The following is a 21354-nucleotide window of genomic DNA, read 5'->3' as shown; positions in this document are numbered from 1 at the left end:
CCAGGTGGAGGCGGTTGCAGATTATAGTGCGGCGAGCATGCGTTCACTTTCCTTGATCAAAATACCGATGCGCAGTACGACCGCTGACGGTCGCGGGGGATTTTATGGACCGTGATAACTCACTTTAGTGCTGGGCGTTTTACATTCTATCTGCGCGCTCCATCGTCTTAACGACACCAAGCAGCCCTTTGAAATCGCCCATCTGTTATCGAGGTAATGGTGCCCCACTCTTCCGATCAATCTGCTGACGAAAAAAGCCTGCCGCGATTATTGCTCGATCTGCTTTGGCAAATCGCCGCGCTGCTGATCCCGATTTTCCTGGTGACGGTCATCCCGTTGCTGTGGGCGCTCGGTGTCGTGCTGGCGTGTGCTGGCTTGATGTGGCTGGCGTCGTGGGCGGGTTGGCTACGCACCGGTCGAGGGCTTGCCCGGTTCATGACCTCTGCCGCCATCGGCCTGGGATTTAACCTGGGTCGGGCATTGCCGGCGTACTGGGACATTGCGGGGGCCGCGGTGACGATGTTTGCCGGGCTGGCTTGCGTCAGTCATCTGGAGCGACGACTTGGCCTGGTCGATCCAACGAAGGCGAAGGCCAAGTCGTCACCGCTAGCGTCGGGCCAGTCTTCCGGCGGCGCCAGTGCCTGGGGTGGCGACGAACCCCGACAAACACCCGAGGGCGAGCCTATCCGCGTGTTCAACTACAGTGAAATCGCCATGGGCGGGCCCGTCCTGTGCGATTACCTGTTCCCCGATGGCGTGCTGCTCCAGGGCCTTGGGTCGTCGGCGCGTTTCTCCAATGACGGGCGTTATTTCGCCGCACCTTTGCCCTCGCGCCAAGCCTGGGGGCTGGTGATTCTGGATCGGCAGCTGCGTCAGCTCTACCAATGTTCGTGCGATGAATTCTGGGAACTGGATGCCTTTAACGACGGCACCCTGACTGGGCGTTACAGCCCTTTGGTCGACAACGGCGCGCGGCAGATCAGCCTGGAGCAACTGCTGGCGACGGCTGAGCAGATCAGCCTGGTGCCCGTTGCCGACCTGTGGCTTGAACCGGGCGTCTGGCAACAAAACCTTGCGCGTAAATCGCTGCAGCATACGTCCCCCGATGGCCGGCAACGTCTGGACGGACGTGTGGCGCTGCCCGCCAGCCTGCGCGAATTGCCGCAGCCTTGCGATCCGCTGAGAAACCCGGAATACCGTGTGAGCATCAACGGTGAGTCCACGTCGCTGTTGATCATGGCCGACACCGCCATCATCTGGCATCCCGATAGCCGCTCGTTCGCCTGCCGGGCACGGATGACGGATGAACAGTCCCTCGACTACTGGCTCTGGCACGTGGACCGAGGCTGGCAAGCACTGCCTTGCCCGTGGATACCCGCTGACAGCGAGCCTTCCCTCGGTTGGAGCGAGCCGCTGGAATTGGATGACCACTGCCTGCGGTTATCGTCCTACTTCGACTACCCGCAGCCTGATCACGGTCGTTATGGCTACGGCTTGTACAGCATTCACAGCGACTGTGAGACTCAGGTGGGCCATGCGCCGAATGGTCGGATGCAGGTCGCTGAGCGGCAACTGACTCGCGTGCAATTGGCCGTGCCGCTGGCGGGTGATGGACAGCGTGGCGCGACGAAGGTCGAGTCCGCGCCCTTGCACGGTAAAACCCGGGCCCAATTCAGCTGGCAGCAAGACAACAGCCTGGGCCTCGGCGGTTATACCTGTCGGATTGGTGACTGGGATTTGCCGGGGATTTGGCAACTCGATCATCGGGTTTCAGACATTGGGCGCTACATCGCCTTGATCCCGTTCACCCTGCCGCCCGCCACCGCCGGTCATGTGGTGGTGGCCGACGCCCAGGAACGCCAGTTGCTGAACAGCCCGGCGCTGATGGTCGCCCGGATGCTGGACTTCCGTGGACCGACACTCAGCGTGGCGGTGATTCGCGGTCGCCTCGATCAGGATCGGCAAAGCACGCCATTGCAGCGCTTTGACCAATCGCCACCCGCAGCGGACGATGCCGCAGTCTTTTGCCAACATCGACCGGACTCGCGACTTTACTATGAGTGGTGCGAGCTGAATGTCACCCCGCAAGGCCTGACCGCCCTCCCCGACTGGCGCCTGGTGAACCAGCCACAGTCTGCCACCGCCGATGGCAACTTCATCCAGCCCGCCCCGATGGACAAAGATGCCGCTTGGCTGTTTGGCAGTGAAACCGAATACGCCGACAGTTGGCTGCGCGCCCAGAGCCCACGCCTGGGCGGGCATTTGCTGACGGCGTCCGGTTGCGCCATCAGCCATCTCGCGCCCTCGATGATCTGGTCCGAATACGCCCGTTATCTGGCCCTGACTCGCCTGCACACCGACGCCGACGACGACCACGGCGGCCGCTTGGAATGGCAGATTTTGCTGCTGGATGTCCAGCAGCGAACCTTGAGGCAATCATCGCAGCGGCTGCACAATCGACCACAGTTTGAAAGTTTTAAAGCGGATGTCTTGAAGGTGCGGCTGTTCCAGCGTGACTGGGAAGCCGTGGATGACCGCGACCGCGGCTCGATCAACGTAATGAAGTTGAGCGAACTGCTGGCACTCCCCGCCGAGGTCTTGTGCCCGTACGAGGGACTGTGGCTGACGGAAGATCAACTGGCGGAGGCTGACGCGTGGCATGCCTTGGACGCGTCGGCGTTGAGTGATTGGCGCCAGGCAGGTTCCAGCCAATGAAATGGCAAGCGTCATGTTATTTCCGACGCGCAGCAGGTCCTTTGCGCAATACCCGTTAACCTTTCACTGATTGCAGCCGATGCCTCTACCTTAGGGCATAGGAGCAATACAGATGAGAAACAACCAACCGGTTACGCAGCGCGAGGTTGCCCTTGGACCTCAACAAAAACTCATCTCAACAACGGATGCACGCGGCGTCATCACGTACTGCAATGACGCCTTCGTCGAGATCAGCGGTTTCAACAAAACGGACCTGATCGGTGCGCCACAAAACATCGTTCGTCACCCCGACGTTCCTTCCGCGATATTTGCCCATATGTGGGCCGCGCTGAAGCAAGGCAAGCCGTGGATGGGCATCGTCAAGAACCGCACGAAGAATGGCGACCACTACTGGGTCAACGCCTACGTCACGCCCGTGTTCGAAGGTAGCCAGGTCATTGGCTTCGAATCGGTCAGGGTCAAGCCGACGGCCGAGCAGATCCGCCGCGCCGAAGTGCTCTACAAACGGATCAACCTCGGCAAGTCAGCCGTCCCTGCCAGTGATCAATGGCAACCCGCCCTGCTCGCCTGGCTACCGGTGTTGACCATGGGCCTGGTGGGCGCGCTGGGTGGAGTGTACCTCGGCATGACGGAGGCGATCACGCTGGCGGTCGGGGTTTCGGTGCCGCTCGGGCTATGGGTGTCGAGTCGACAAAACCGTGGGGCGTTGCATCTGCTGGCGATGGCTGAAGCCTCCACCTCCGATGCGGTGCTGGCGAAAATGTACAGCGATGAACGCGGCCCCCAGGCACGTCTCGAAACGGCGTTTGTCAGCCAGGCGTCGCGGCTCAAGACCTGCCTCACCCGGCTGCAAGATACCGCTGAGCAACTGACCAGCCTGGCCGGCAGATCCGACGGCTTGGCCGCTGACAGCGCTCGCGGGCTTGACCGTCAACGGGTCGAGACCGAGCAGGTGTCGACAGCGGTCAATCAGATGGCTGCCACCACGCAAGAAGTCGCCAGTCATGTGCAACGCACCGCCGACGCGACCCAAGAGGCGAATGTGCTGACCGGACGTGGCCGTGACGTGGCCCGGGACACCCGCGAAGCCATTCAGCGTCTTTCCGTGGTAGTCGGTGAAACAGGCGTGACGGTCGCGCAACTGGCCAAGGACAGCAATGAAATCGGCACGGTGGTCGACGTGATCAAAGGCATCGCCGATCAGACCAACCTGCTGGCGCTGAACGCCGCCATTGAAGCCGCGCGTGCGGGTGACATGGGTCGAGGCTTCGCCGTCGTCGCCGATGAAGTGCGTCAGTTGGCACAGCGCACGACGGAGTCCACGGCGCAGATTCACAGCCTGATTTCCAAGCTGCAGGTCTCGTCCAACAATGCGGTAAAGACCATGGAGAACGGTCATCGACAGGCCGAAGAAGGCGTGGCGTGGGTGCTTGAGGCCGACAAGGCATTGGTCGGTATCAGTGAAGCCGTGGCGAACATCACGGACATGACCACCCAGATCGCCGCCGCGACTGAAGAGCAAACGGCAGTGGCCGAGGAAATCAGCCGCAACATCACCACCATCGCGACGCTGGCGGATCAAACCTCTGAGCAAGCCAGGCATTCGGCCGAGTTGAGCAAGGAACTGACCCAGACGGCTAAAACCCAGTATTCACTGGTTGAGCGGTTTAACCGATAACGCGCAGAACCTGTGAGAGTGAGCCTGCTCGCTCCCACAGCGGTATGTGGGCTATCGGCGCTGGACTGCCGTGCACTTTATCTCCACCAACAACCCCGGGTGAGCCAACTCGCTGACACCGATGCACGTCCAGGCGCATAGCCCCTTGGGGAACAGGCGGTTTTTCACTTCCCGAAACACTGCCATGTGCTTGGACATATCAACGTGATAGGTGGTCATGTCGACCACGTCTTCGAAAGTGCAGCCCCCCGCCTCCAGCACCTGCCGGAGGTTTCCCCACGCACTGATGAACTGCTGCTCCGGATCCTCGATGACTTGCATTTCAGGCGACCGGCCCACCTGACCGGCACAGTAAAGTGTGTCGCCGACCTTCACCGCGGGGGCATAACCGGCGCGTTCGACGATGGGCCGCATGGCGTCAGGAATAATGATTTCACGATCCGGCATCACTGGTTCTCCGAGGGTTTATTTGACCAGCCGCTTTTCCTTGGAGGGCCGGTAGCCGAAATACGAGCTGTAGCATTTGCTGAAATGACTCGGCGACACAAAGCCGCAGGCCACCAGCACGTCGACTTGGGACAGTTCGGTGTGTTGCAGCAAGCGCCGCGCTTCGGTGATGCGCAATTCCATGTAATAGCGTTGCGGCGTGGTGCCCAGTTGTTCCTTGAACAGCCGCTCGAGCTGGCGTCGTGAACGGCCGGCGTACACCGCCAGTTGCTCCAGCTCCAGCGGTTCTTCCAGGTTGGCATCCATCAGCTTCACCACCTCGCGCAACGGCGCGCTGACGCAGATGTTTTCCGTCGGTTTGATCCGTCGGTAGCGCGACTCCTCGAACGCCAGGATGTCCTCGATGCCTTCGACCAGGGCTTTGTCGTGCAAGCCTTTGATCCAGTCCAGCGCCATGTGGAAGGCGCCGGAAGGACTGGACGCGGTGAGCCGGTCGCGATCAATCACAAAAGGCTCGCTGGTGACCTGGGCGGCTTTGGCGATTTCCGCGAGTGCCGGGCGATGTTCCGGGTGAATGGCGCAACGGTAGCCGTCAAGCAAACCCGCAGCGCCGAGGAACCATGCGCCATTCCACAGCCCGGCCAGGCTGACGCCATGGTCTGCCGCGGTTTTCAGCAAGTGGATCAGCTCATCGTTGGCTTTGAGTTCTGTGCGGTAGCCGCCGCAGATGACCAGCAGGTCCAGGTCCTGAATCGCAGCAACGTCGAACCGGGCATCCGGCCGAATGACCAGGCCCAGATCGCTGACAACCTCGCCCTCGCTCAAGCCGAATGTGCGGGACGCGAACAACTTCGGTCGCAGCAGGTTCGCGGTGATGATCGTATCCAGCGCCTGGGTAAACGCCGGCAGCGAGAAATGCTCAAGCAGCAAAAAACCGGCGCGAACCGATTGGCTGGTCTCGCTGGGTTGCTCATTCAGATAGCGAAGGTTTTTCCCCTTCATGCCTCCGCTGAATTGGCGTCGTTCGATCAAAGTCTGGGCCACTCGATGTTGTTAGCGAACAGGTGCGTTGATGAAGCACCATGCTAACCTCCAGCCGCAGAAAAAGCCCTTCCCTCTTCGTCATTATGCGACTGATCAGTTCAGTAAAAGGAGTTGGCGACATGGACGTTATCAATCAGATGCAACCCGCCGAGTGTGCAGACATGGTGGACATCCGGCGCGAAATCGATGCCCTCGATCAGGCCGTTATCAAGTTGTTGGGCAGGCGTTTCAACTATGTGTTGGCAGCGTCGAAGTTCAAGACATCCGCGACTTCAGTGCGTGCCCCGGAGCGATTCAAAGCCATGCTGGAAACACGTCGGGAATGGGCCGCTGCCGAAGGCCTGAGCCCGGATGCCATTGAAAAGATGTACAGCGATTTGGTGAACCACTTCATTGCCGAAGAAATGAAGCATTGGGCGGTGCATCAATCGGGGACGTGATTCTGCCGCCAAAAGCACCTGTAGGAGCAAGGCTTGCCCGCGATGAACGAAGACGCGATGTGCCAGGTCTGACGCCATCGCGAGCAAGCTTTGCTCCTACAGGGGGTGGCGGGTTTGCGTTTACAGATCAGTGATTTCCTTGTGGCGTGGCACCAGCATTTTCATCACGCTCCACGCCACCAGATAGGCCAGCGCACAGATGGCGAACATGATCATGTAGCCGGTGTGAATATCGTTGATCGATTTGTAGTAGTCGAACACCCAACCGCCGATCTTGGTCATCACAACGCCCCCCAAACCACCGGCCATGCCGCCAATGCCGACCACCGACGCCACGGTCTTTTTCGGGAACATGTCGGACACGGTCGTGAAGATATTGCACGACCACGCCTGGTGCGCCGACGCGCCAATACCAATCAAAATGACCGGCACCCAGAAGCTGATGTAGCCCAATGGCTGCGCCAGCAGCACCAACAGCGGGAACAACGCGATCACCAGCATGGCTTTCATGCGACCGTCATACGGCTTGTCGCCGCGGGCCATGAAGTAGCTCGGGAACCAGCCGCCGCCGATGCTGCCGACCATGGTCATGCTGTACAGCACGGCCAGCGGCAACACGATGGCCTGGCCTTTCATGCCGTATTGCGCGGACAGGTAAGTCGGCAGCCAGAACAGGAAGAACCACCACACACCGTCGGTCATGAACTTGCCGAAGGCAAACGCCCAGGTCTGGCGGTAGGTCAGCAACTTGAACCACGAGACCTTTTTAGCGACCTCGCCTGCCACCGGCGTGGCGATGACTTCAACGGTTTCATCGCTGCGGATGTAGGCCAGTTCCTCAGGCGACAGACGTTTTTGCTTCTCCGGTTTTTCGTACAAGGCAATCCATACCGCCACCCAAACGAAGCCCAACATACCGATCACGATGAACGCCGCTTCCCAGCCCCAGAGGCCGGCAATCAGCGGTACGCAGATGGGTGCCAGGATCGCACCGACGTTGGCGCCGGAGTTGAAAATGCCGGTGGCGAAGGAGCGCTCTTTCTTCGGAAAGTATTCAGCGGTGGCCTTGATCGCGATCGGGAAGTTACCCGCTTCACCGACCGCCAGCACCGCGCGGGACAGCATGAAGCCGGCGATCGAAACCGGGATCACGGCCAAGCCGAACGCGGTACTAACTGCCGCGATCCCCTCGCCCATCGGCACCGAAAACGCGTGCATGATTGCGCCGGTCGACCAGATGCCAATCGCCACCACATAGGCGGTCTTGGTGCCGATCTTGTCGACGAAGCGACCGGCAAACAACATGGAAATCGCATACACGAACTGGAAGACCGAGGCGATGTTGGCGTAGTCGGTGTTGCTCCAGCCAAATTGAGTCGACAAGTCCGGCGCCAACAGGCTGAGCACCTGGCGGTCGAGGTAATTGACGGTGGTAGCGAAAAACAACAGCGCGCAGATCGTCCAGCGGTATTTGCCTACGGCTTGGCCAACACGTTGCGCATTGATGGGCTCGTTCAGATTCATAGCATCACTTTATTATTGGATTAGGGTGATGAGCTCTCGCCGCCATGACGAGAGTGGACGTTCTCCATGCCCGGCGGCAGGAGTTGGACCGGTAGCGAGGCGCTATGAGGCGTTTAAAAGGGCCGACTGGGCATGAAAGCAGGCAGCCGAGATCGAGCCACTGGAAGTGGCGTTCGGAGACGCGAGTACGCAGGTTGGATTCATGATGGGGCCGACACTCATTTTTTATTTTTAGGGTTCAACAGCCGAGCTATCGTCTGTCGTCGTACAACTGTGCCTTTTATATCGAGCCCGATACCCGGCTGTCAATCTGAAAGATGGCCGTTCGTCATGACACGGTCCGTTCATTCCGATCCGGATTTGTATTGAATACGAAGGCTACAGGCGAGATCAGCGGGGTTGTTTCATGGGCGAGAGGCCGAAGGAAGGTGAAATATCGTTGTACGACAACGTGAGCAGAACCCACTGCCTGCGATAGTCCTCGGTGGATCGTGGATTGGCGCGAGGCTTCAGATGGATGAAGGGTCTATCCACCGGTCATTGTCATTGAACTCTCGCGCTATGGACACCGTCCAGCGCGCCCTGAAACCCGCAATCTTCCCTTCAGAAATCAATAAGTAACAACGACCAAAAATGCTTTGAATTTTTTTCTGACGCCACCACTCCTTTATCTATGAGCATATGGAGGGGGCCTCATGAAGACCGGACTTTACATCATCGAATACAAGCTTCACGGACAGACGAAGTCATTCATCATCCGCGCGCAGACCATGAGTAATGCCCAGGCCTGGCATTGGGCGAGTTGTGATGCGGGGATCGCGCAGATACCGAAACCCGGACGGCCGCCGCTCAAGGTCGTGTCCAAGCCCCTGGCAGAAAAATACGGGCTGACCGAGGTCAAGTGGCGGGAATCGGCGACGTTGAACTGGACGGAGGTGTCGACGTGACGCCGGCGTTGGTGCTGTCTACCCCAGCGCCGTGTCGAGGAACATCATCACGCCGAAACCCAGCATCAACCCCAAGGTCGCGGGCGTCTCGTGGCCGTTGCGATGGGTCTCCGGGATGACTTCATGGGAGACCACAAAGATCATCGCGCCGGCTGCCAGCCCCAACGCCACGGGGTAACCCAAGGCGAAACTGGTGGAGATGCCCAGGCCGATGATCGCGCCCAAGGGTTCCATCAGACCCGAACCGACCGCGATCAACGCGGCGCGCACTGTCGAGATACCGGTCACTCGCAGCGCCAATGCCACGGCCAGTCCCTCGGGGATGTCCTGGATGGCAATGGCGGAGGTCAGGGGCAAGCCCACCTTCATGTCGCCGTTGGCGAAGCTCACACCAATGGCCATGCCTTCGGGCAAGTTGTGCAGCGTAATCGCCAGCACGAACAGCCAGACGCGATTGATCCGCTGCGCCTGCGGACCTTTGCGTCCACTCTTCTGGTGTTCATGGGGCACAAAGCGATCCAGCCCTATCATCAGTGCCACGCCCAACATCAACCCCAGGACCACCACGCAAGCCGCGAGCAGCTTGTTGCCGCAAATCTCCTGCGCCGCCGCAATGCCGGGAAGGATCAGCGAGAAGGAGCTGGCGGCGAGCATCATGCCGGCGGCGAAGCCGAGCATGATGTCTTGCGTGCGCGCGGCGATGTCACGCAACAGCACCGCCACCACCGCACCCAGTGCAGTTGCGGCGAAGCCCGAGAGACCGCCGATGAAGGCGTAATGCAGGTTGATACGGTTGGCCCCGGTGAATGCGCTGTAGCCACTGATCAGCAACAGAACGGCAACCCCCACCAGGGTGGCCCAGAACAGAATACTCAGCCAGCCACCGCGCCGGCCAGCGTCAAACCAGGCCTGCCAAGACCCCCGGACCGGCGAAGAATGATGCGACATAAGAACCCCTACTTGCCATTGCGATGCTTGTTCATTGCTCTCGGTGCGGCGGCGTAAATCTGTCTCGAAAATCGCGAAGCTTCCCGTTCGAACGCCAGTGCGGTGGCACTGAACAGACGGGAAAATCCTTCGGCGGAATCGACAGAAGAAATGCTTGTTTCACGGTTCATTGGGTTCACCTCAACACTTGGTCCACATAAAAAACCGCACGCCCGGAAGGCGTGCAGTGATCTGTCAGGCATCGGCTCGCGCCTGCATCCCCGCGCCCAAATCAGCGCCGGTCACCGGGTCGCTGTCGGGGTCGGACATCGTGCGTACCTTCATGTCCAGCAGCAGCTCTTCTTCCTCAGCGCTCAACTGGACACTGGCGCTGCCATCCCCTCCATCCACCGCGGGCATCGGCTCTTCCACGTACTCCCACTCCTCGCCCTGGTTCCACGGCCCCCGCGTACTGCCTTCGCCCTGGGACAGGTTGAAGTAAACGTTGGTGAACTCCGGCATCCCTGGCAGCTTGCCCTGGGGGAAATTCGGCTGGATCGCGTGCAAGGCTTTTTCGAACGAGAGTTGATGAGCGATTTCCCGGGTCATGAGAAACCCCAGCGCCTCTTTCACACCCGGATCGTCGGTGACGTTCATCAGGCGTTCGTAGACGATTTTTGCCCGGGCTTCGGCGGCGATGTTGGAGCGAAAATCCGCCGTCGGCTCGCCGATGGTATCGACGTAAGCCGCCGACCACGGTACTCCGGCAGAATTGGTCAACGGCGCGCCGGCACCGTAGAGCAGGCTGGTGATGTGCGAGTCATTACCCGCGCCATTGATCGCGCGATACAGTTCGCCCTCTTCTTCCACACCTTCAGCCATACGGCCCTTGGCGCCTTTGTTGAGCATCACGATGATGGAACCGACGATCTCCAGGTGACTGAGTTCTTCGGTGGCGATGTCCATCAGCAGATCCTTTCTTCCCGGATCATCCTCGGCCAGCGCTTGGGTGAAGTACCTGGACGCCGCGGCCAGTTCGCCCTGAGCGCCGCCGAATTGTTCCAGTAGAAGGTTGGCCAGCCCAGGGTTGGGTTGGGCTACGCGCACGGTGTATTGAAGTCGCTTGTTGTGTAGGAACATGACGAATCTCCTCAGGCCTATAAAGCGCCGATACTCATCCGGTGAATGACCGAATGCGGCGCCCACAGTCATCTGAAGGCGATGCGTTGGCGAAAATTTTAAAAAAGATCCGAGCCCCGCGACAGGCGGTTTTTGGCCGTGCAAATTACCCGTTTTTTCGCCAGTCGTCGGCGGCTGTGCAAACGCTTCAAACTTTTATCGGGTGGGTGAATTCAACCGCTGTCACGGCCATTTCCTGGCGCTCGGGGCGAGGGATCAGTGACCGCGATGCTATCGCTGCACCTCCCAAAGCCCATCTCGGCGCAGCAAAAAAATTTGAACCGCTTTTGGGCACGCTCGCCTAATGAACAGCGTGTGGAGAATCCCACAGGCATATTCCTAGAGGTGGTCAACGTGGCTAAAGACGAAAAGAAAAGCAAAGGCGAGTCTTCCAAAGCCAGTAAGGATTTGAAAGACAAAAAGGCATCACCGGCCAAGAAATCAGCGGCGGCATCGGCGCTTTCGAAATCTCCCGACAAGAAAGACAAAAAGAAAGAGGTTGAACCCAAGAAATCTGCCAAAAAAGCTGACAGCAAGCCTGAAAAGGCCAAGAAATCAGAGAAGGCAGATAAGCCGGCGAAAAAGAAAAAGTGACAGCGGCTATTGGCTAGGGCTTTACGCCCTAGCTTCCTTACGCCTTCGACGCTCTCCTCCTCGGCAAAGAGCTTCCTCTGCAAGCTTCCCTACAGCAAAAAGCCCGGCTGATAAGGCCGGGCTGTTGTCGAGTACTGCGGTAAAACCCTGCATTCAAACGGCACGGCGTTCGAGCAGACGGTCTGCACCACTTTCAGCAACCTGGTTGCCTTTCAGATGATCCGAACCATCAGCAGCAACGGCGTCACTGAACAATGGGTCGGTTTCGTTGGCGGCAACAGCGTCGCTAAACAGCGGGTCGGTTTCAGTCGCGGCAACAGCATCGCTGAACAGCGGGTCGGTTTCAGTGGCGGCGAAAGCATTCAGTGCGAAGATCGAGAACGCGATGCCGAGGAAGGTTTGGCGTTTCATGAGGGTGTGCTCCGGGGTGCAGTGGGTGGGAATGGAGCCGATCTTACGCCGCGGTTTTGATAAGAGAACTTCATTGAGTCAATGGTTGCTATTGATAGAGTTAATGATGTCGCCAAACCAGGTCATCCCTATGCCTGTCGAGCCAGGCGCGCGCCGTCTTTTCGCAGCGCGAACACCTGAGCCGCCACGCCAACAACGAGCGCAAGGGCGATAAAACCCAGCGCACCTTTGAGCAATGGTGAATTCGGATCAGTGACGATGGGGTGGCCATCGGGGACTCGACGCAACGTCTCCGAGACGGTCGGGACCATCAGCAAGAACGCCGTCAAGCTCAGCAGGATGGTTTCCAGGTACACCCCTGCCCGGCCCAGCCAGGCAACGAAGCCTACCCCGTAACCAGCGAGCAACAGCACGATCGTGAGCGCACCGATCACCGGGCTGATCGGTTGATGGGCCACCAGAAACACCGTCAAGCCGCCGATCAGCATCGAAACGAAATAAGCCAGGCCGGCCCGCGACCGTGGCACGATGCGCCCGTGCTTGATGAACATATAGGCGGCCAGGGGAATGGCAGGCAAGCTTCCAAGGGTGTGTACCCAGCCAAGGGCAGAGATACCGAACATTCGACTATTCCTTTGTGATTGGATGATGCACATCACGCGGCAAACCCAGTGCGTTGCCGATCAACCGCGTGGAAGCGTTATGATTCGGGGTTCAGACTATTGAAGACGTGGCCGGACTGACATGACGGATCGACTCGAAGACTTGACCATTCGTCCAGAGCTGCAGCTGGAGGGGCTGGCCACAGGGGATCTGCTCTCGCAGGTATTGGCGCAGATTCGTCTGACCGGGGATCGCGTCTACTCCACCACTCAGGCCGTGGGTCAACGTCTGGAACTGGATGAAAAAAGCTCGCACATCTGCGTCCTGCAAACGGGGCAGCTGCACATCGAAGGCGCTGACGGACAGGTCCAGACGATCGAACAGGGCGACATCCTGCTGCTGCCCCACGATCCGTCATCGTTGACCATCACCGCTTCCCAGGGACCTGCGTCGCTGGTCATCTGTCGATTCTGGTTCGATGCCAGCAGCTTCCAGGCCATGCTGTTCGCATTGCCGTGGCTGATCCATATCAAGCAAGCCGAAGCCGCAGAATGGGCAGAAGGCATCCTGCATTTCATGCTCCTGGAGGCCAATGACACGCAGCCTGGCGGCGCGTTGATGATTTCGCGCCTCATTGACCTCACCGTCATTCGCATCTTGCGAACCTGGGTTCAGCACGGCATGGCCTCAGGCTGGCTAGGGGGCTTGTCTGACGAGCGTATCGCTCGAACCCTCAGGGCCATCCATGAAAAGCCCGGGCAACAATGGCGCATCGATGCACTCGCGACGATCGCCGGCATGTCACGGTCAAGCTTCTGTGATCGGTTCAGCGCGCTGGTGGGACGCTCACCGTTGCGTTACCAGAATGAATGGCGACTGACCCTGGCAAAAACGATGCTGGCCAAGCACAACAGCCGCATCAGCGAGGTGGGGTTTGCGATTGGCTACGAGTCCGAGGCATCTTTCAGTCGCGCCTACAAGGCGTATTTCGGCCGCTCGCCACGGGACGACAACAGCCAGGGCGGTGCGCAAGAGCACGTTTGAATGCAGGCAGCGGTCCTTTTATTGATCTGCCAAAGCTTTCGCTCAAGGTTGCTTGCGATACATCCCCGTCAACATGTCCTGGGAATCCGGCGCGGCGTTGTAGTTGATGACCGCGAAGTTTTTCAGCAGTTGTATGTGATACGGGCCGTGTAATTTGGACGCTTGCGGCTCACGGACAATGATCAGGTTTTCGGCTTCCATCGGCACGATGTGATGCTCGGTCGCAATGTCTTTCAAGGTCTCGGCGTCTTTCAGTGTCACGGTGAATTCCGCCACTTCTCTGCCCTGGGCATCGCGGTCGGGCAGGATTTTCAAGTCCAGGTCGCCATCGCGCCCCAGAAAGTCCCGGCGCATCTGGTAGTGGCCGTTGCGCTGGTTACGCTCGACTTCGCTGAGTTTGGCGTATTCCGGCTCGCGCTGTTCATAGTGAAGCTGGATCGCCAGTTCGCGGTCGTCGCCCTTGGCGCCGCTGACCCAGGTGCCGGTGTAGTTGAAGGGTTTGACCCTTTCCTGAGTGAGGCGCCAGATGCCTGTCTGACGACCATCGTCGGCGTATTCGTGAAGGCCGAAGTTGTCGTCGCTGGAGTCTTCCCGAGCCCCCACCAGTTTGATCGGCGCACCGTTGCCGCCCTTGGTGTAGCGCACTTCGCCAATGATCACTGCGCCCTGCTCCTGGTACCAGAGTTCGACCGGAATCTTGCCGTTGAGGGTCCCGGCGAGCATCTGTGGATCGTCGTTGATCGGGCCTTCCACGCTGGGTTGTTCGTGCCACTGGCCGTCTACCCAGTCGCCGGTGGTGCGCAGCATGTAGCCGCGAGGCATGCTGGAGTTTTCACCAAACTCGGTCGCCGGCACGTCTTCCTGGGTGTATGTAGAAAGCTGCGCCAGCTCGCCGTCGCGCATTTTCCATTTAGTAAAGCGCATCCAGCAGCAGCCGCGGTCGGTTTGCGTATGCAGAATGCCATCCTGCGGAGTGACCGAGAACATCCCGCCGCTGACGCCCTTCGCCATGTCGGTCAACGCACGGTTAAGGACCCACTGGTTTTGCTGCGGGCCTTGCAGGTAGATGTCGAACTGCGCCTGGTAGTCCATTTCGGGATGGGTGCCGTTGCGAATCGCCAGATCCTGATGACCATCGAAGTCGAAGTCAGCGAAGTACAACAAGCCCCCATTGCCGAGCAGCTCGGGATCGGCTTTGCCGTCGCGTTCCCTGGGCACGTTGCCGGCCTGGGTCTGCAATTGCTGCAGGGTTTGGAGGGTGTTTTTGTCGCGCACCGTGATGAGCGCTGGCATCAGTTGACGCGGTTCTGCCGGCGGCTCGGGGAACAGCACGTCGACCAGGTATTTCCCAGTCGGATCGTTGACCGCAAACGACAGCGGTTCGGCCACGGCCGGGGCCACCAGGGCCATGGAGAAGAGCACACCACTGACGAGCGAACGCATACAACGCTTCCTTGCGGTAAATTCGGGGCCGCCGTGCAGCGGCAAACGGGGGGGTTATCGAGAAAGTGGCCAGCCTTGAACGGGCAGTTCACTCATCAGCATTACAGTCGACATCGCCTGTACCCATATGATCGAAGCCGGTCAACATCAGCGAAGTCAGCCCGTTGGACGGGTCACCCTGGACACGGGCGTCCATGATGTTTTCCGGCAAGGCCCCCTGCTCCGCTTCGGATAACAAGTAGGCTTCGGTGCGCGGCAACTTGAATGCGTTGCGCACCGCGACCTCGTCGAGGGTGCCCTTGAGCACGATCGTGACCTGTTGCAACTCCCCATGCTCCCAGCTCAATTGCACTTGCGTCGCGAGCGGATGAACCCTGGCAGCCAGGTGGGCGGGAAAGTCGGGGCCTTCTTCGTAGGCGGCGGCGTTGGTGCACGGATCGCCCTGGTTTTCGTAGCCCTTCAAGGCGCAGTTGAAGCGCTTGTCCCGATGGCCCAGCGTCTTCTCCATGTAGCAACCAAACGCGCTTGACGACATGCGTGGCCATGCCAATACGTCGACGCTGGCTGGCGGCAGGTCCGCAGCCAAGGCTTGATGTGCACAGGTGAACAAAACGATGAAGGCGCACAGCGGACGTAATGGCCACTGGAATACGGAGGAATTGAGCGAAGGAATAACCACGTTATTGCACCCTGCCTTTTTTGAAGTAAGGGCCGTGATAAAGAAGTAAACGCGGCTACTTCGGACTTTCTTTAAGTAACCGGGCGGCGCCTACTGGGGAAGTAGAGGCCGCGCATCAGGTCTACGCTGTGCGCTTAGTGCACATTCAGCAACGCGAAGATAGCAATCAATGCCCACAACACCGACACATATTGCATAGGCACAAAAAACAAAGTGTTCTTCTTGCGAAAGACGACTTCGCCACCGGTGGCTGGATCAATGTAGGTTTTGCCCGGCTGGTTGTTCAGCTTGTGGCCGACGAAGGCATTGACGGCCGCGCCTACCAGTAGGCCGATCCCCAGCCCGAACCCGCCGAAGATCCCTGCAAAAGGAATCATGCAAATCAACGGGATAATGATCGAAAGAACGCCCCATCCTTGCCAAATAATAAACATCACTCGTCCCTGATTAATTTTTGAGGCGCGCAATCTAACAACAAACAGGGAGCGCAGCAACAAATTGAAACAGGTTGTCGGCAACTTGATGAATCATCTTTGAGCAATACAGGCCGAACCCTCAAGGGTCCACCTGCCCCATCATTTCAGCGACCGTTTCCTGGCGATTGGCATAGCGCTGCGCCAACACTGCACACACCATCAACTGAATCTGGTGAAACAGCATCAGCGGCAAAATCAACACGCCCAAGGTGCTACCGGCGAACAACACCTGGGCCATCGGCACGCCGGTCGCCAGGCTTTTCTTCGAACCGCAGAAGAGAATGGTGATGCGGTCTTCCTGATTGAAACCGAAGACTTTCCCAAGCACGGTGGCTGCGACCAGTACCAACCCCAGGACGACGCAGCAAGCCACCACCAGCCCGGCCAGTTCCCACAGCGGAATCTGGTGCCAGATGCCTTCATTCACGGCCTCGCTGAACGCACCGTAGACCACCAGCAGGATCGAGCCCTGATCCACGAATTTCAGCCAACTCTTGTTGCGCGCCACCCAGTTGCCGACCCAGCGCCGAGCGATCTGCCCGGCCACGAACGGCAGCAACAGTTGCACGCTGATTTTCAGGATCGCATCGAGGGTCGAGCCGCCATCGCCGTGCACATTGAGCAGCAACGTCACCAGCAACGGCGTGAGGAAGATCCCGAACAGGCTCGACGCCGCCGCACTGCAAATCGCCGCCGGCACGTTGCCCCGCGCCAGCGAGGTGAAGGCAATCGCCGACTGGACGGTGGCGGGCAGCGCGCAGAGGTAGAGCATGCCCATGTACAGGTCTTTGCCGATCAGCGGCGACAGCACCGGTTTGAGCGCCAGCCCAATCAAGGGGAACAGGACAAAGGTCAGGCTGAAGATCAGCAAATGCAGGCGCCAGTGGCCGGCGCCGGCGATGATCGATTCACGGGAGAGTTTGGCGCCATGCAGGAAAAACAGCAGGCCGATGGCGAGGTTGGTCAACCAGCCAAAGCCGACCGCGACCTGGCCGCTGGCGGGCAGGAAACTGGCGAGAATGACCACGCTGACCAGGGTCAGGGTGAAGTTGTCGGGCAAGAAACGGGGACGGGTCATCTTCAGGTATCCGGGCGCCAGGAACAGTGTCGCCACTCTAACGCGCTGACTAATGACCGGCTAACGCCAACAAGCCAGGAGATGTCGGCAAAAGGACATAAAAGCTTACATTAATCGCACAGGGCTCAGCCTTGGGTGGTAATCCCCTCCGGCCACTGCCCGCAGATAGGCCTCATCCGCCTCGACCCGCAAGTCGCGCCACTCTTCCCAATTCACAATGCCTTGGCGATCCATTTCATCCGCCTGGCGCAGCAGTTCTTCGTGATAGGCATCCGGACATTCCATGCGCAGCGAGCAGTCGTCGAGTGCACGGTGCCAGGCGTCCAGGGCACAGAGCCGTTGTTCTTGCGCCGGGGTCAGCAGGTTTTTGCATGAGTTCATGACGGTATCCCCCAAAAAGGAACTACACCGGTAAGCGTCGCGTGACGATCAGTTCTACGGCTGCGATTCGTTCAACATGTTCGTAACCCGTTTCCAGCAACTCTTCGCCGAAGACGTCCGGATCAAGTTCCCGGTAATGCCAGTCCAGCGCGGCACTATCCAGCGTCTCTTTCACAGCGGCGAGAAACGGGTCCTGGCCATCCACGATGGCGACGCCGGTATACAGCACCAGCGACCCGCCCATGGACAAACGCTCAATCGATTCGCGGACGATCCGCACGGACAGGTCGGCGCCCAGCGCATCACCGCCATGTCGATAGGCACGTTGCCGGGAATCCTTCATGTACGGTGGGTTGGCGACGATCAGGTCGAAGCGCCCTTCTACATCGTTAAGCACATTGCTGGCGTGGCAAGCCACGTTATTCAAGCCTGCCAACTCGGCGTTGATCCGGGTGAAGTCGAGCGCTTTGGGATTGATATCAACCGCCAGGACTTCAGCCTGGGGATGCGCTCGAGCGATGAGCATCGCGCCGGCGCCGGTGCCACAGCCGATGTCGACGGCGCGCTGGATGGCGCAACTGGTCGAGCGCAAATGCCGTTCGATCGTTAGCGCAAAACGATAGGTATCGGGGCCGAAGAACACCGAATCTTCCTGGGTGGTCGGAAAGGCGGAATGCACCAGCAACAGGTTATCCAGGGTCGACCATCTGACCGTGCTTTTGAGGCGCTCACCGTCGCGTTGCACCAGGCCACACTCGATCAATGGATGCTCATCAATCGGCAGCAGGCCACGCTCGAATGACCGGTTCCAGCCAAACGCATCACGCAGTGTTTTGCCGATACCGTTACCCGCCCGCTCGTTGACCCGTTGATGAGTGACAGGCGTTGGCGTCACGAACGTGTAGCCGCTTTCGCGCAGCCGATGGCCCAGTTGCAGCAGTTCGGACTGTCGTTTCATGCCTGCTGCCCCTTGATGTTTTCGCTCATCGTTTTGACGAACTCCCGGGTGGCATAGAGCCCGGCCGGCGTCGCGTGCATGGCCGGACACATGAAATCCTTGAGCAACGCCATCTTTTCACTGGGCGCACAGTGCTTGAGATCGCGGATCAACCCTTGCAGGTCCGGGTCGGTTTGCACGACTGGAGACTGCCTATCCAGTGTCCCGGCGGCCTTGCTCCTGAACTGGAATCGGAAGGCGTTGGTCGCGCGTTCTTCGACGACCCGGTCACCGGCAATCCAGTCCCACAGCAGCTGTTTTTCGTAGCCCGAAAACACCCCGAACATCGGCGCGCCAGCGCCATCGATCAAGGTCCAGAAGCGACTGTTGACCGGGTCTTCATCGCGCTTGATCCAGCCTTTTTTCAGCAAAGCGTCGAGAAACGCCGGGATCTGATCCGGCGTGCCCAGCCACTCATTGATGGTCCGGCCTTCGAGGCGGCAATAGTCGGAATGCATGTGCTGGCCGAACGATCTTTTGCGTTCGAGCATGGCGATGACTTCCTGCTCCAGGTCGAAAGACTGGATGACTGCCGTCGAGCCAATCCCCAGTTCATTCAGCTTGTAGCCTTGCACGACACGCCGATAAAACTCATCACGTTCCGCCCCCATCGGCATCAGCGACAGCACGCTCTGGGCCGCCTTGCGCGCATGACCGGTGCTGGCGTTATCGATGGTCACGTGCAAGGTGAAATAGTGCGGATCAATGCCCAGCTCATTCAACTCGAACGAGGTGATCAGTAAGTGCAACGGCAGCTGTTCGTAGCCCAGGTTGTAGCCGATCACTTCAGGCAGAAACGCCGCGCCATGCTGCCCCAGCGCCAACTGGATCGCGCCCTGCACGTAGTAATCATCCGCCAGCGAATAGCCGGGGTCGCAGTCCACATCGGCGATCAGTTTTTTATACAGCGCTACATGATTGAGCGCAGGTTCGCCGTCGCCTAACTCTTCCAGGTATGTGCGAATCAACCCATGAAACCGATAATCCGCCCAATGCGGTAGCAAGCCGTAGAGCCAGGCGCCATCCACCAGTTTGGTCGGCGCGACATGCTGCAGGAAATACAGCGCATGGCTGCGGCTGCTGAAAAATCGCCGGGGGCCACCGGCATGTCGCTCTTGCAGGTACGTCGAATACTGCTCGGCCACCTTCGCCACACCCTGCTCGATCCAGCCTTCAAGTTGCTCCGGTGTGGCCGGCACCTCACAGTGTGCGTGGTCGGCGCGGGCCAGTTCTCGCTGCAGAAAATCGGTAACGTCGACCTGGCGTAATTTCTCGCTCGGTTGCATCAAGGCGTCATAGACGGTTTTAGCCTGACCGTCGGCTGCCGCCGGATGACCTATTGGCGTTCCTGTAAGGGTCTGAAGGGCTGTCATAGGTCCACCTGGCAGTGTCAAAACATAAGGAATCCCGGCATTTCGCCGCTCTAATTCTTACGATTCACCTCGCTTCGGAACATTCATTTAATTTCACGGCTGTCCGGTGGACGGCCATATTTCCCTTTTTTGCTCACTTCACCGGTTTCGAGGTATTGAGCTTCACCGCCTCGCGTATCAGCGCTTTCAACGCGGTTTCGTTGATCTTTTCGCCCTCGTGAATATCGATGGCCCGCCGGGTGTTGCCTTCAAGGCTGGCGTTGAACAGGCCTGAAGGATCGTCCAGCGAAGCGCCCTTGGCGAAGGTCATTTTCACCACGGACTTGTAGGTCTCGCCGGTGCAGATAATGCCGGCGTGGGACCACACCGGAACGCCCCGCCACTTCACTTCCTCGACCACGTCGGGGTCGGCCTTGTGGATGAGCGCGCGGACCTGCGCCAGGGTCTTGCCCCGCCAATCGCCCAGTTCCTGGATTTTCGCGTCGATCTGCGAAGAGGCCGCGCCGCCCTCCTCTGCGTCCGTTTCCTGTTTCATGGTGATCGTCTCTCGTGGTGATTGCCGACGGATGAGTATTGCTGACGAACGATTTTTTCCAGGCATCACGACCGCTGGGCCTGTCGCCTCGCGCATCCCCGAACCTCAACCGATAATTGCAACGTCGTGCGCTGCACACGTTCATCGAGGACTGAAAGATGCCGCTGACTCTTTACTACCACCCTCTCTCGTCGTACTGCCACAAAGTACTGACGGCGCTGTACGAAAATGGCGTCGAGTTCGAGAAGAGGATCGTTGACCTGACAAACGAGGCCGACCGGGCGGAGCTTCAGGCGCTGTGGCCGATCGGAAAATTTCCAGTCATCCATGATCACGCTCACGAGCAGGATGTGCCGGAATCCACGATCATCATCGAGTACGTGGACCGGTTCTATCCCGGCACGTATCGCCTGGTACCTGACGATTGGGAGACCGCGCTGGAGGTGCGTTTGTGGGACCGGTTTTTCGATAACTATGTGCAGGGGCCGATGCAGCGGATCGTGGCTGATCGCCTGTTCTCGGCGCACGGCGATTTGACCCAGGAGCGCGCCCTGCTGACGACGGCGTATCAGATGCTGGAGCGGCGGATGGCTTCGCGGATCTGGGTCGCCAGCGAAGCGTTCAGCCTGGCCGATTGCGCGGCGGTCCCGGCGCTGTTCTATGCCAGTACACTGGTGCCGTTTCCCAATGACTTCGGGCACTTGAGTGCCTATTTTGAACGGCTGATGCAAAGGCCATCGGTGCAGCGCGTCATTGATGAAGCCAAGCCGTATTTTCAGTTTTATCCGTTTGCGGAGGCGATTGCGTTGCGGTTTCGTTGATGCCGTACGCGATCTGTG

At 59.1% G+C, this 21354-nt stretch carries 23 protein-coding genes and 1 pseudogene; 8 read left to right on the top strand and 16 right to left on the bottom strand.

What is annotated here, in order from left to right:
• The first annotated feature begins 216 nt into the window (after window positions 1-216).
• The 3 genes and pseudogenes from HKK53_RS00855 (at window position 217) to HKK53_RS00850 (ending at window position 4393) form a co-directional block, all read left to right on the top strand.
• Entirely contained in the window at window positions 217-2715 is a 2499-nt protein-coding gene (locus tag HKK53_RS00855) for a hypothetical protein (protein WP_169368876.1), read from the top strand.
• Window positions 2716-2827: 112 nt separating this feature from the next.
• Window positions 2828-3100, top strand: a pseudogene (locus HKK53_RS32910) (PAS domain-containing protein); the annotation flags it as partial.
• A 201-nt stretch (window positions 3101-3301) separates the two neighbouring features.
• Entirely contained in the window at window positions 3302-4393 is a 1092-nt protein-coding gene (locus HKK53_RS00850; protein WP_442962301.1) for a methyl-accepting chemotaxis protein, read from the top strand.
• Between the two features lie 51 nt (window positions 4394-4444).
• On the opposite strand, the gene HKK53_RS00845 is transcribed toward HKK53_RS00850, so the two are convergent.
• The gene (locus tag HKK53_RS00845) at window positions 4445-4840 is read right to left on the bottom strand and encodes a RidA family protein (RefSeq protein WP_169368874.1); all 396 of its coding nucleotides are present in this window, start codon (window positions 4838-4840) and stop codon (window positions 4445-4447) included.
• 18 nt (window positions 4841-4858) lie between these two features.
• Window positions 4859-5872, bottom strand: coding sequence for a GlxA family transcriptional regulator (locus HKK53_RS00840; protein ID WP_178117474.1), 1014 nt, complete (start codon window positions 5870-5872; stop codon window positions 4859-4861).
• 131 nt (window positions 5873-6003) lie between these two features.
• Here HKK53_RS00840 and HKK53_RS00835 point away from each other — a divergent pair, with 131 nt between their 5' ends.
• Window positions 6004-6324 carry an isochorismate lyase gene (locus HKK53_RS00835; RefSeq protein WP_169368872.1) on the top strand — a complete coding sequence of 107 codons (321 nt, stop codon included), beginning with the start codon at window positions 6004-6006 and terminating at the stop codon, window positions 6322-6324.
• 120 nt (window positions 6325-6444) lie between these two features.
• Here the strand turns inward: HKK53_RS00835 and HKK53_RS00830 are convergent, their stop codons facing one another.
• Entirely contained in the window at window positions 6445-7848 is a 1404-nt protein-coding gene (locus HKK53_RS00830) for an MFS transporter (RefSeq protein WP_169368871.1), read from the bottom strand.
• A gap of 695 nt (window positions 7849-8543) precedes the next feature.
• On the opposite strand from HKK53_RS00830, the gene HKK53_RS00825 reads away from it, so the two are divergent.
• Window positions 8544-8795 carry a DUF6555 family protein gene (locus HKK53_RS00825; RefSeq protein WP_169368870.1) on the top strand — a complete coding sequence of 84 codons (252 nt, stop codon included), beginning with the start codon at window positions 8544-8546 and terminating at the stop codon, window positions 8793-8795.
• Between the two features lie 18 nt (window positions 8796-8813).
• Here the strand turns inward: HKK53_RS00825 and HKK53_RS00820 are convergent, their stop codons facing one another.
• The 3 genes from HKK53_RS00820 to HKK53_RS00810 form a co-directional block, all read right to left on the bottom strand.
• On the bottom strand, window positions 8814-9743 hold the full coding sequence (locus HKK53_RS00820; RefSeq protein WP_169368869.1) for a ZIP family metal transporter: 930 nt from the start codon (window positions 9741-9743) through the stop codon (window positions 8814-8816).
• A gap of 8 nt (window positions 9744-9751) precedes the next feature.
• Window positions 9752-9913, bottom strand: a complete 162-nt coding sequence (locus HKK53_RS00815; protein ID WP_169368868.1) for a hypothetical protein — start codon at window positions 9911-9913, stop codon at window positions 9752-9754.
• 64 nt (window positions 9914-9977) lie between these two features.
• Window positions 9978-10862, bottom strand: coding sequence for a manganese catalase family protein (locus HKK53_RS00810; RefSeq protein ID WP_169368867.1), 885 nt, complete (start codon window positions 10860-10862; stop codon window positions 9978-9980).
• A gap of 384 nt (window positions 10863-11246) precedes the next feature.
• On the opposite strand from HKK53_RS00810, the gene HKK53_RS00805 reads away from it, so the two are divergent.
• Window positions 11247-11495: a hypothetical protein gene (locus HKK53_RS00805; RefSeq protein ID WP_169374150.1), complete on the top strand. Its 249-nt coding sequence runs from the start codon at window positions 11247-11249 to the stop codon at window positions 11493-11495.
• Between the two features lie 153 nt (window positions 11496-11648).
• Here the strand turns inward: HKK53_RS00805 and HKK53_RS00800 are convergent, their stop codons facing one another.
• On the bottom strand, window positions 11649-11906 hold the full coding sequence (locus HKK53_RS00800) for a hypothetical protein (RefSeq protein ID WP_169368866.1): 258 nt from the start codon (window positions 11904-11906) through the stop codon (window positions 11649-11651).
• A gap of 128 nt (window positions 11907-12034) precedes the next feature.
• Window positions 12035-12529 carry a hypothetical protein gene (locus tag HKK53_RS00795; protein WP_169368865.1) on the bottom strand — a complete coding sequence of 165 codons (495 nt, stop codon included), beginning with the start codon at window positions 12527-12529 and terminating at the stop codon, window positions 12035-12037.
• Window positions 12530-12650: 121 nt separating this feature from the next.
• On the opposite strand from HKK53_RS00795, the gene HKK53_RS00790 reads away from it, so the two are divergent.
• A complete protein-coding gene (locus tag HKK53_RS00790; protein ID WP_169368864.1) occupies window positions 12651-13553 on the top strand; it encodes an AraC family transcriptional regulator in 903 nt (300 codons plus the stop codon).
• A 42-nt stretch (window positions 13554-13595) separates the two neighbouring features.
• Here HKK53_RS00790 and HKK53_RS00785 read toward each other — a convergent pair whose 3' ends face one another.
• From HKK53_RS00785 to HKK53_RS00750, 8 genes are all read right to left on the bottom strand, one after another.
• On the bottom strand, window positions 13596-14996 hold the full coding sequence (locus HKK53_RS00785; RefSeq protein WP_169368863.1) for an XAC2610-related protein: 1401 nt from the start codon (window positions 14994-14996) through the stop codon (window positions 13596-13598).
• An 88-nt stretch (window positions 14997-15084) separates the two neighbouring features.
• A complete protein-coding gene (locus HKK53_RS00780) occupies window positions 15085-15675 on the bottom strand; it encodes a hypothetical protein (protein ID WP_169368862.1) in 591 nt (196 codons plus the stop codon).
• Between the two features lie 134 nt (window positions 15676-15809).
• Window positions 15810-16109: a hypothetical protein gene (locus HKK53_RS00775; protein WP_169368861.1), complete on the bottom strand. Its 300-nt coding sequence runs from the start codon at window positions 16107-16109 to the stop codon at window positions 15810-15812.
• Window positions 16110-16230: 121 nt separating this feature from the next.
• On the bottom strand, window positions 16231-17229 hold the full coding sequence (locus tag HKK53_RS00770; protein WP_169368860.1) for a bile acid:sodium symporter family protein: 999 nt from the start codon (window positions 17227-17229) through the stop codon (window positions 16231-16233).
• Window positions 17230-17334: 105 nt separating this feature from the next.
• Window positions 17335-17610, bottom strand: a complete 276-nt coding sequence (locus HKK53_RS00765) for a hypothetical protein (RefSeq protein WP_169368859.1) — start codon at window positions 17608-17610, stop codon at window positions 17335-17337.
• 22 nt (window positions 17611-17632) lie between these two features.
• Window positions 17633-18568, bottom strand: coding sequence for a methyltransferase (locus HKK53_RS00760; RefSeq protein ID WP_169368858.1), 936 nt, complete (start codon window positions 18566-18568; stop codon window positions 17633-17635).
• A complete protein-coding gene (locus HKK53_RS00755) occupies window positions 18565-19980 on the bottom strand; it encodes an iron-containing redox enzyme family protein (protein ID WP_169368857.1) in 1416 nt (471 codons plus the stop codon). The genes HKK53_RS00760 and HKK53_RS00755 overlap by 4 nt, the downstream gene beginning before the upstream one ends.
• 133 nt (window positions 19981-20113) lie before the next feature.
• Complete coding sequence (locus HKK53_RS00750; RefSeq protein ID WP_169368856.1) at window positions 20114-20515, bottom strand: DUF1801 domain-containing protein; 402 nt, start codon at window positions 20513-20515, stop codon at window positions 20114-20116.
• A 158-nt stretch (window positions 20516-20673) separates the two neighbouring features.
• Between HKK53_RS00750 and HKK53_RS00745 the strand changes: the two genes are divergently transcribed.
• Window positions 20674-21336, top strand: a complete 663-nt coding sequence (locus tag HKK53_RS00745; protein WP_169368855.1) for a glutathione S-transferase family protein — start codon at window positions 20674-20676, stop codon at window positions 21334-21336.
• The last annotated feature ends 18 nt before the right edge of the window (window positions 21337-21354 follow it).

Origin of the sequence: Pseudomonas sp. ADAK7 (genome assembly GCF_012935675.1) — a bacterium.
In the GTDB taxonomy this organism is placed as follows: Bacteria; Pseudomonadota; Gammaproteobacteria; order Pseudomonadales; family Pseudomonadaceae; genus Aquipseudomonas.
The sequence above is the reverse complement of the archived record's forward strand: the minus strand, read 5'-3'. Positions and strand labels throughout refer to the sequence as shown.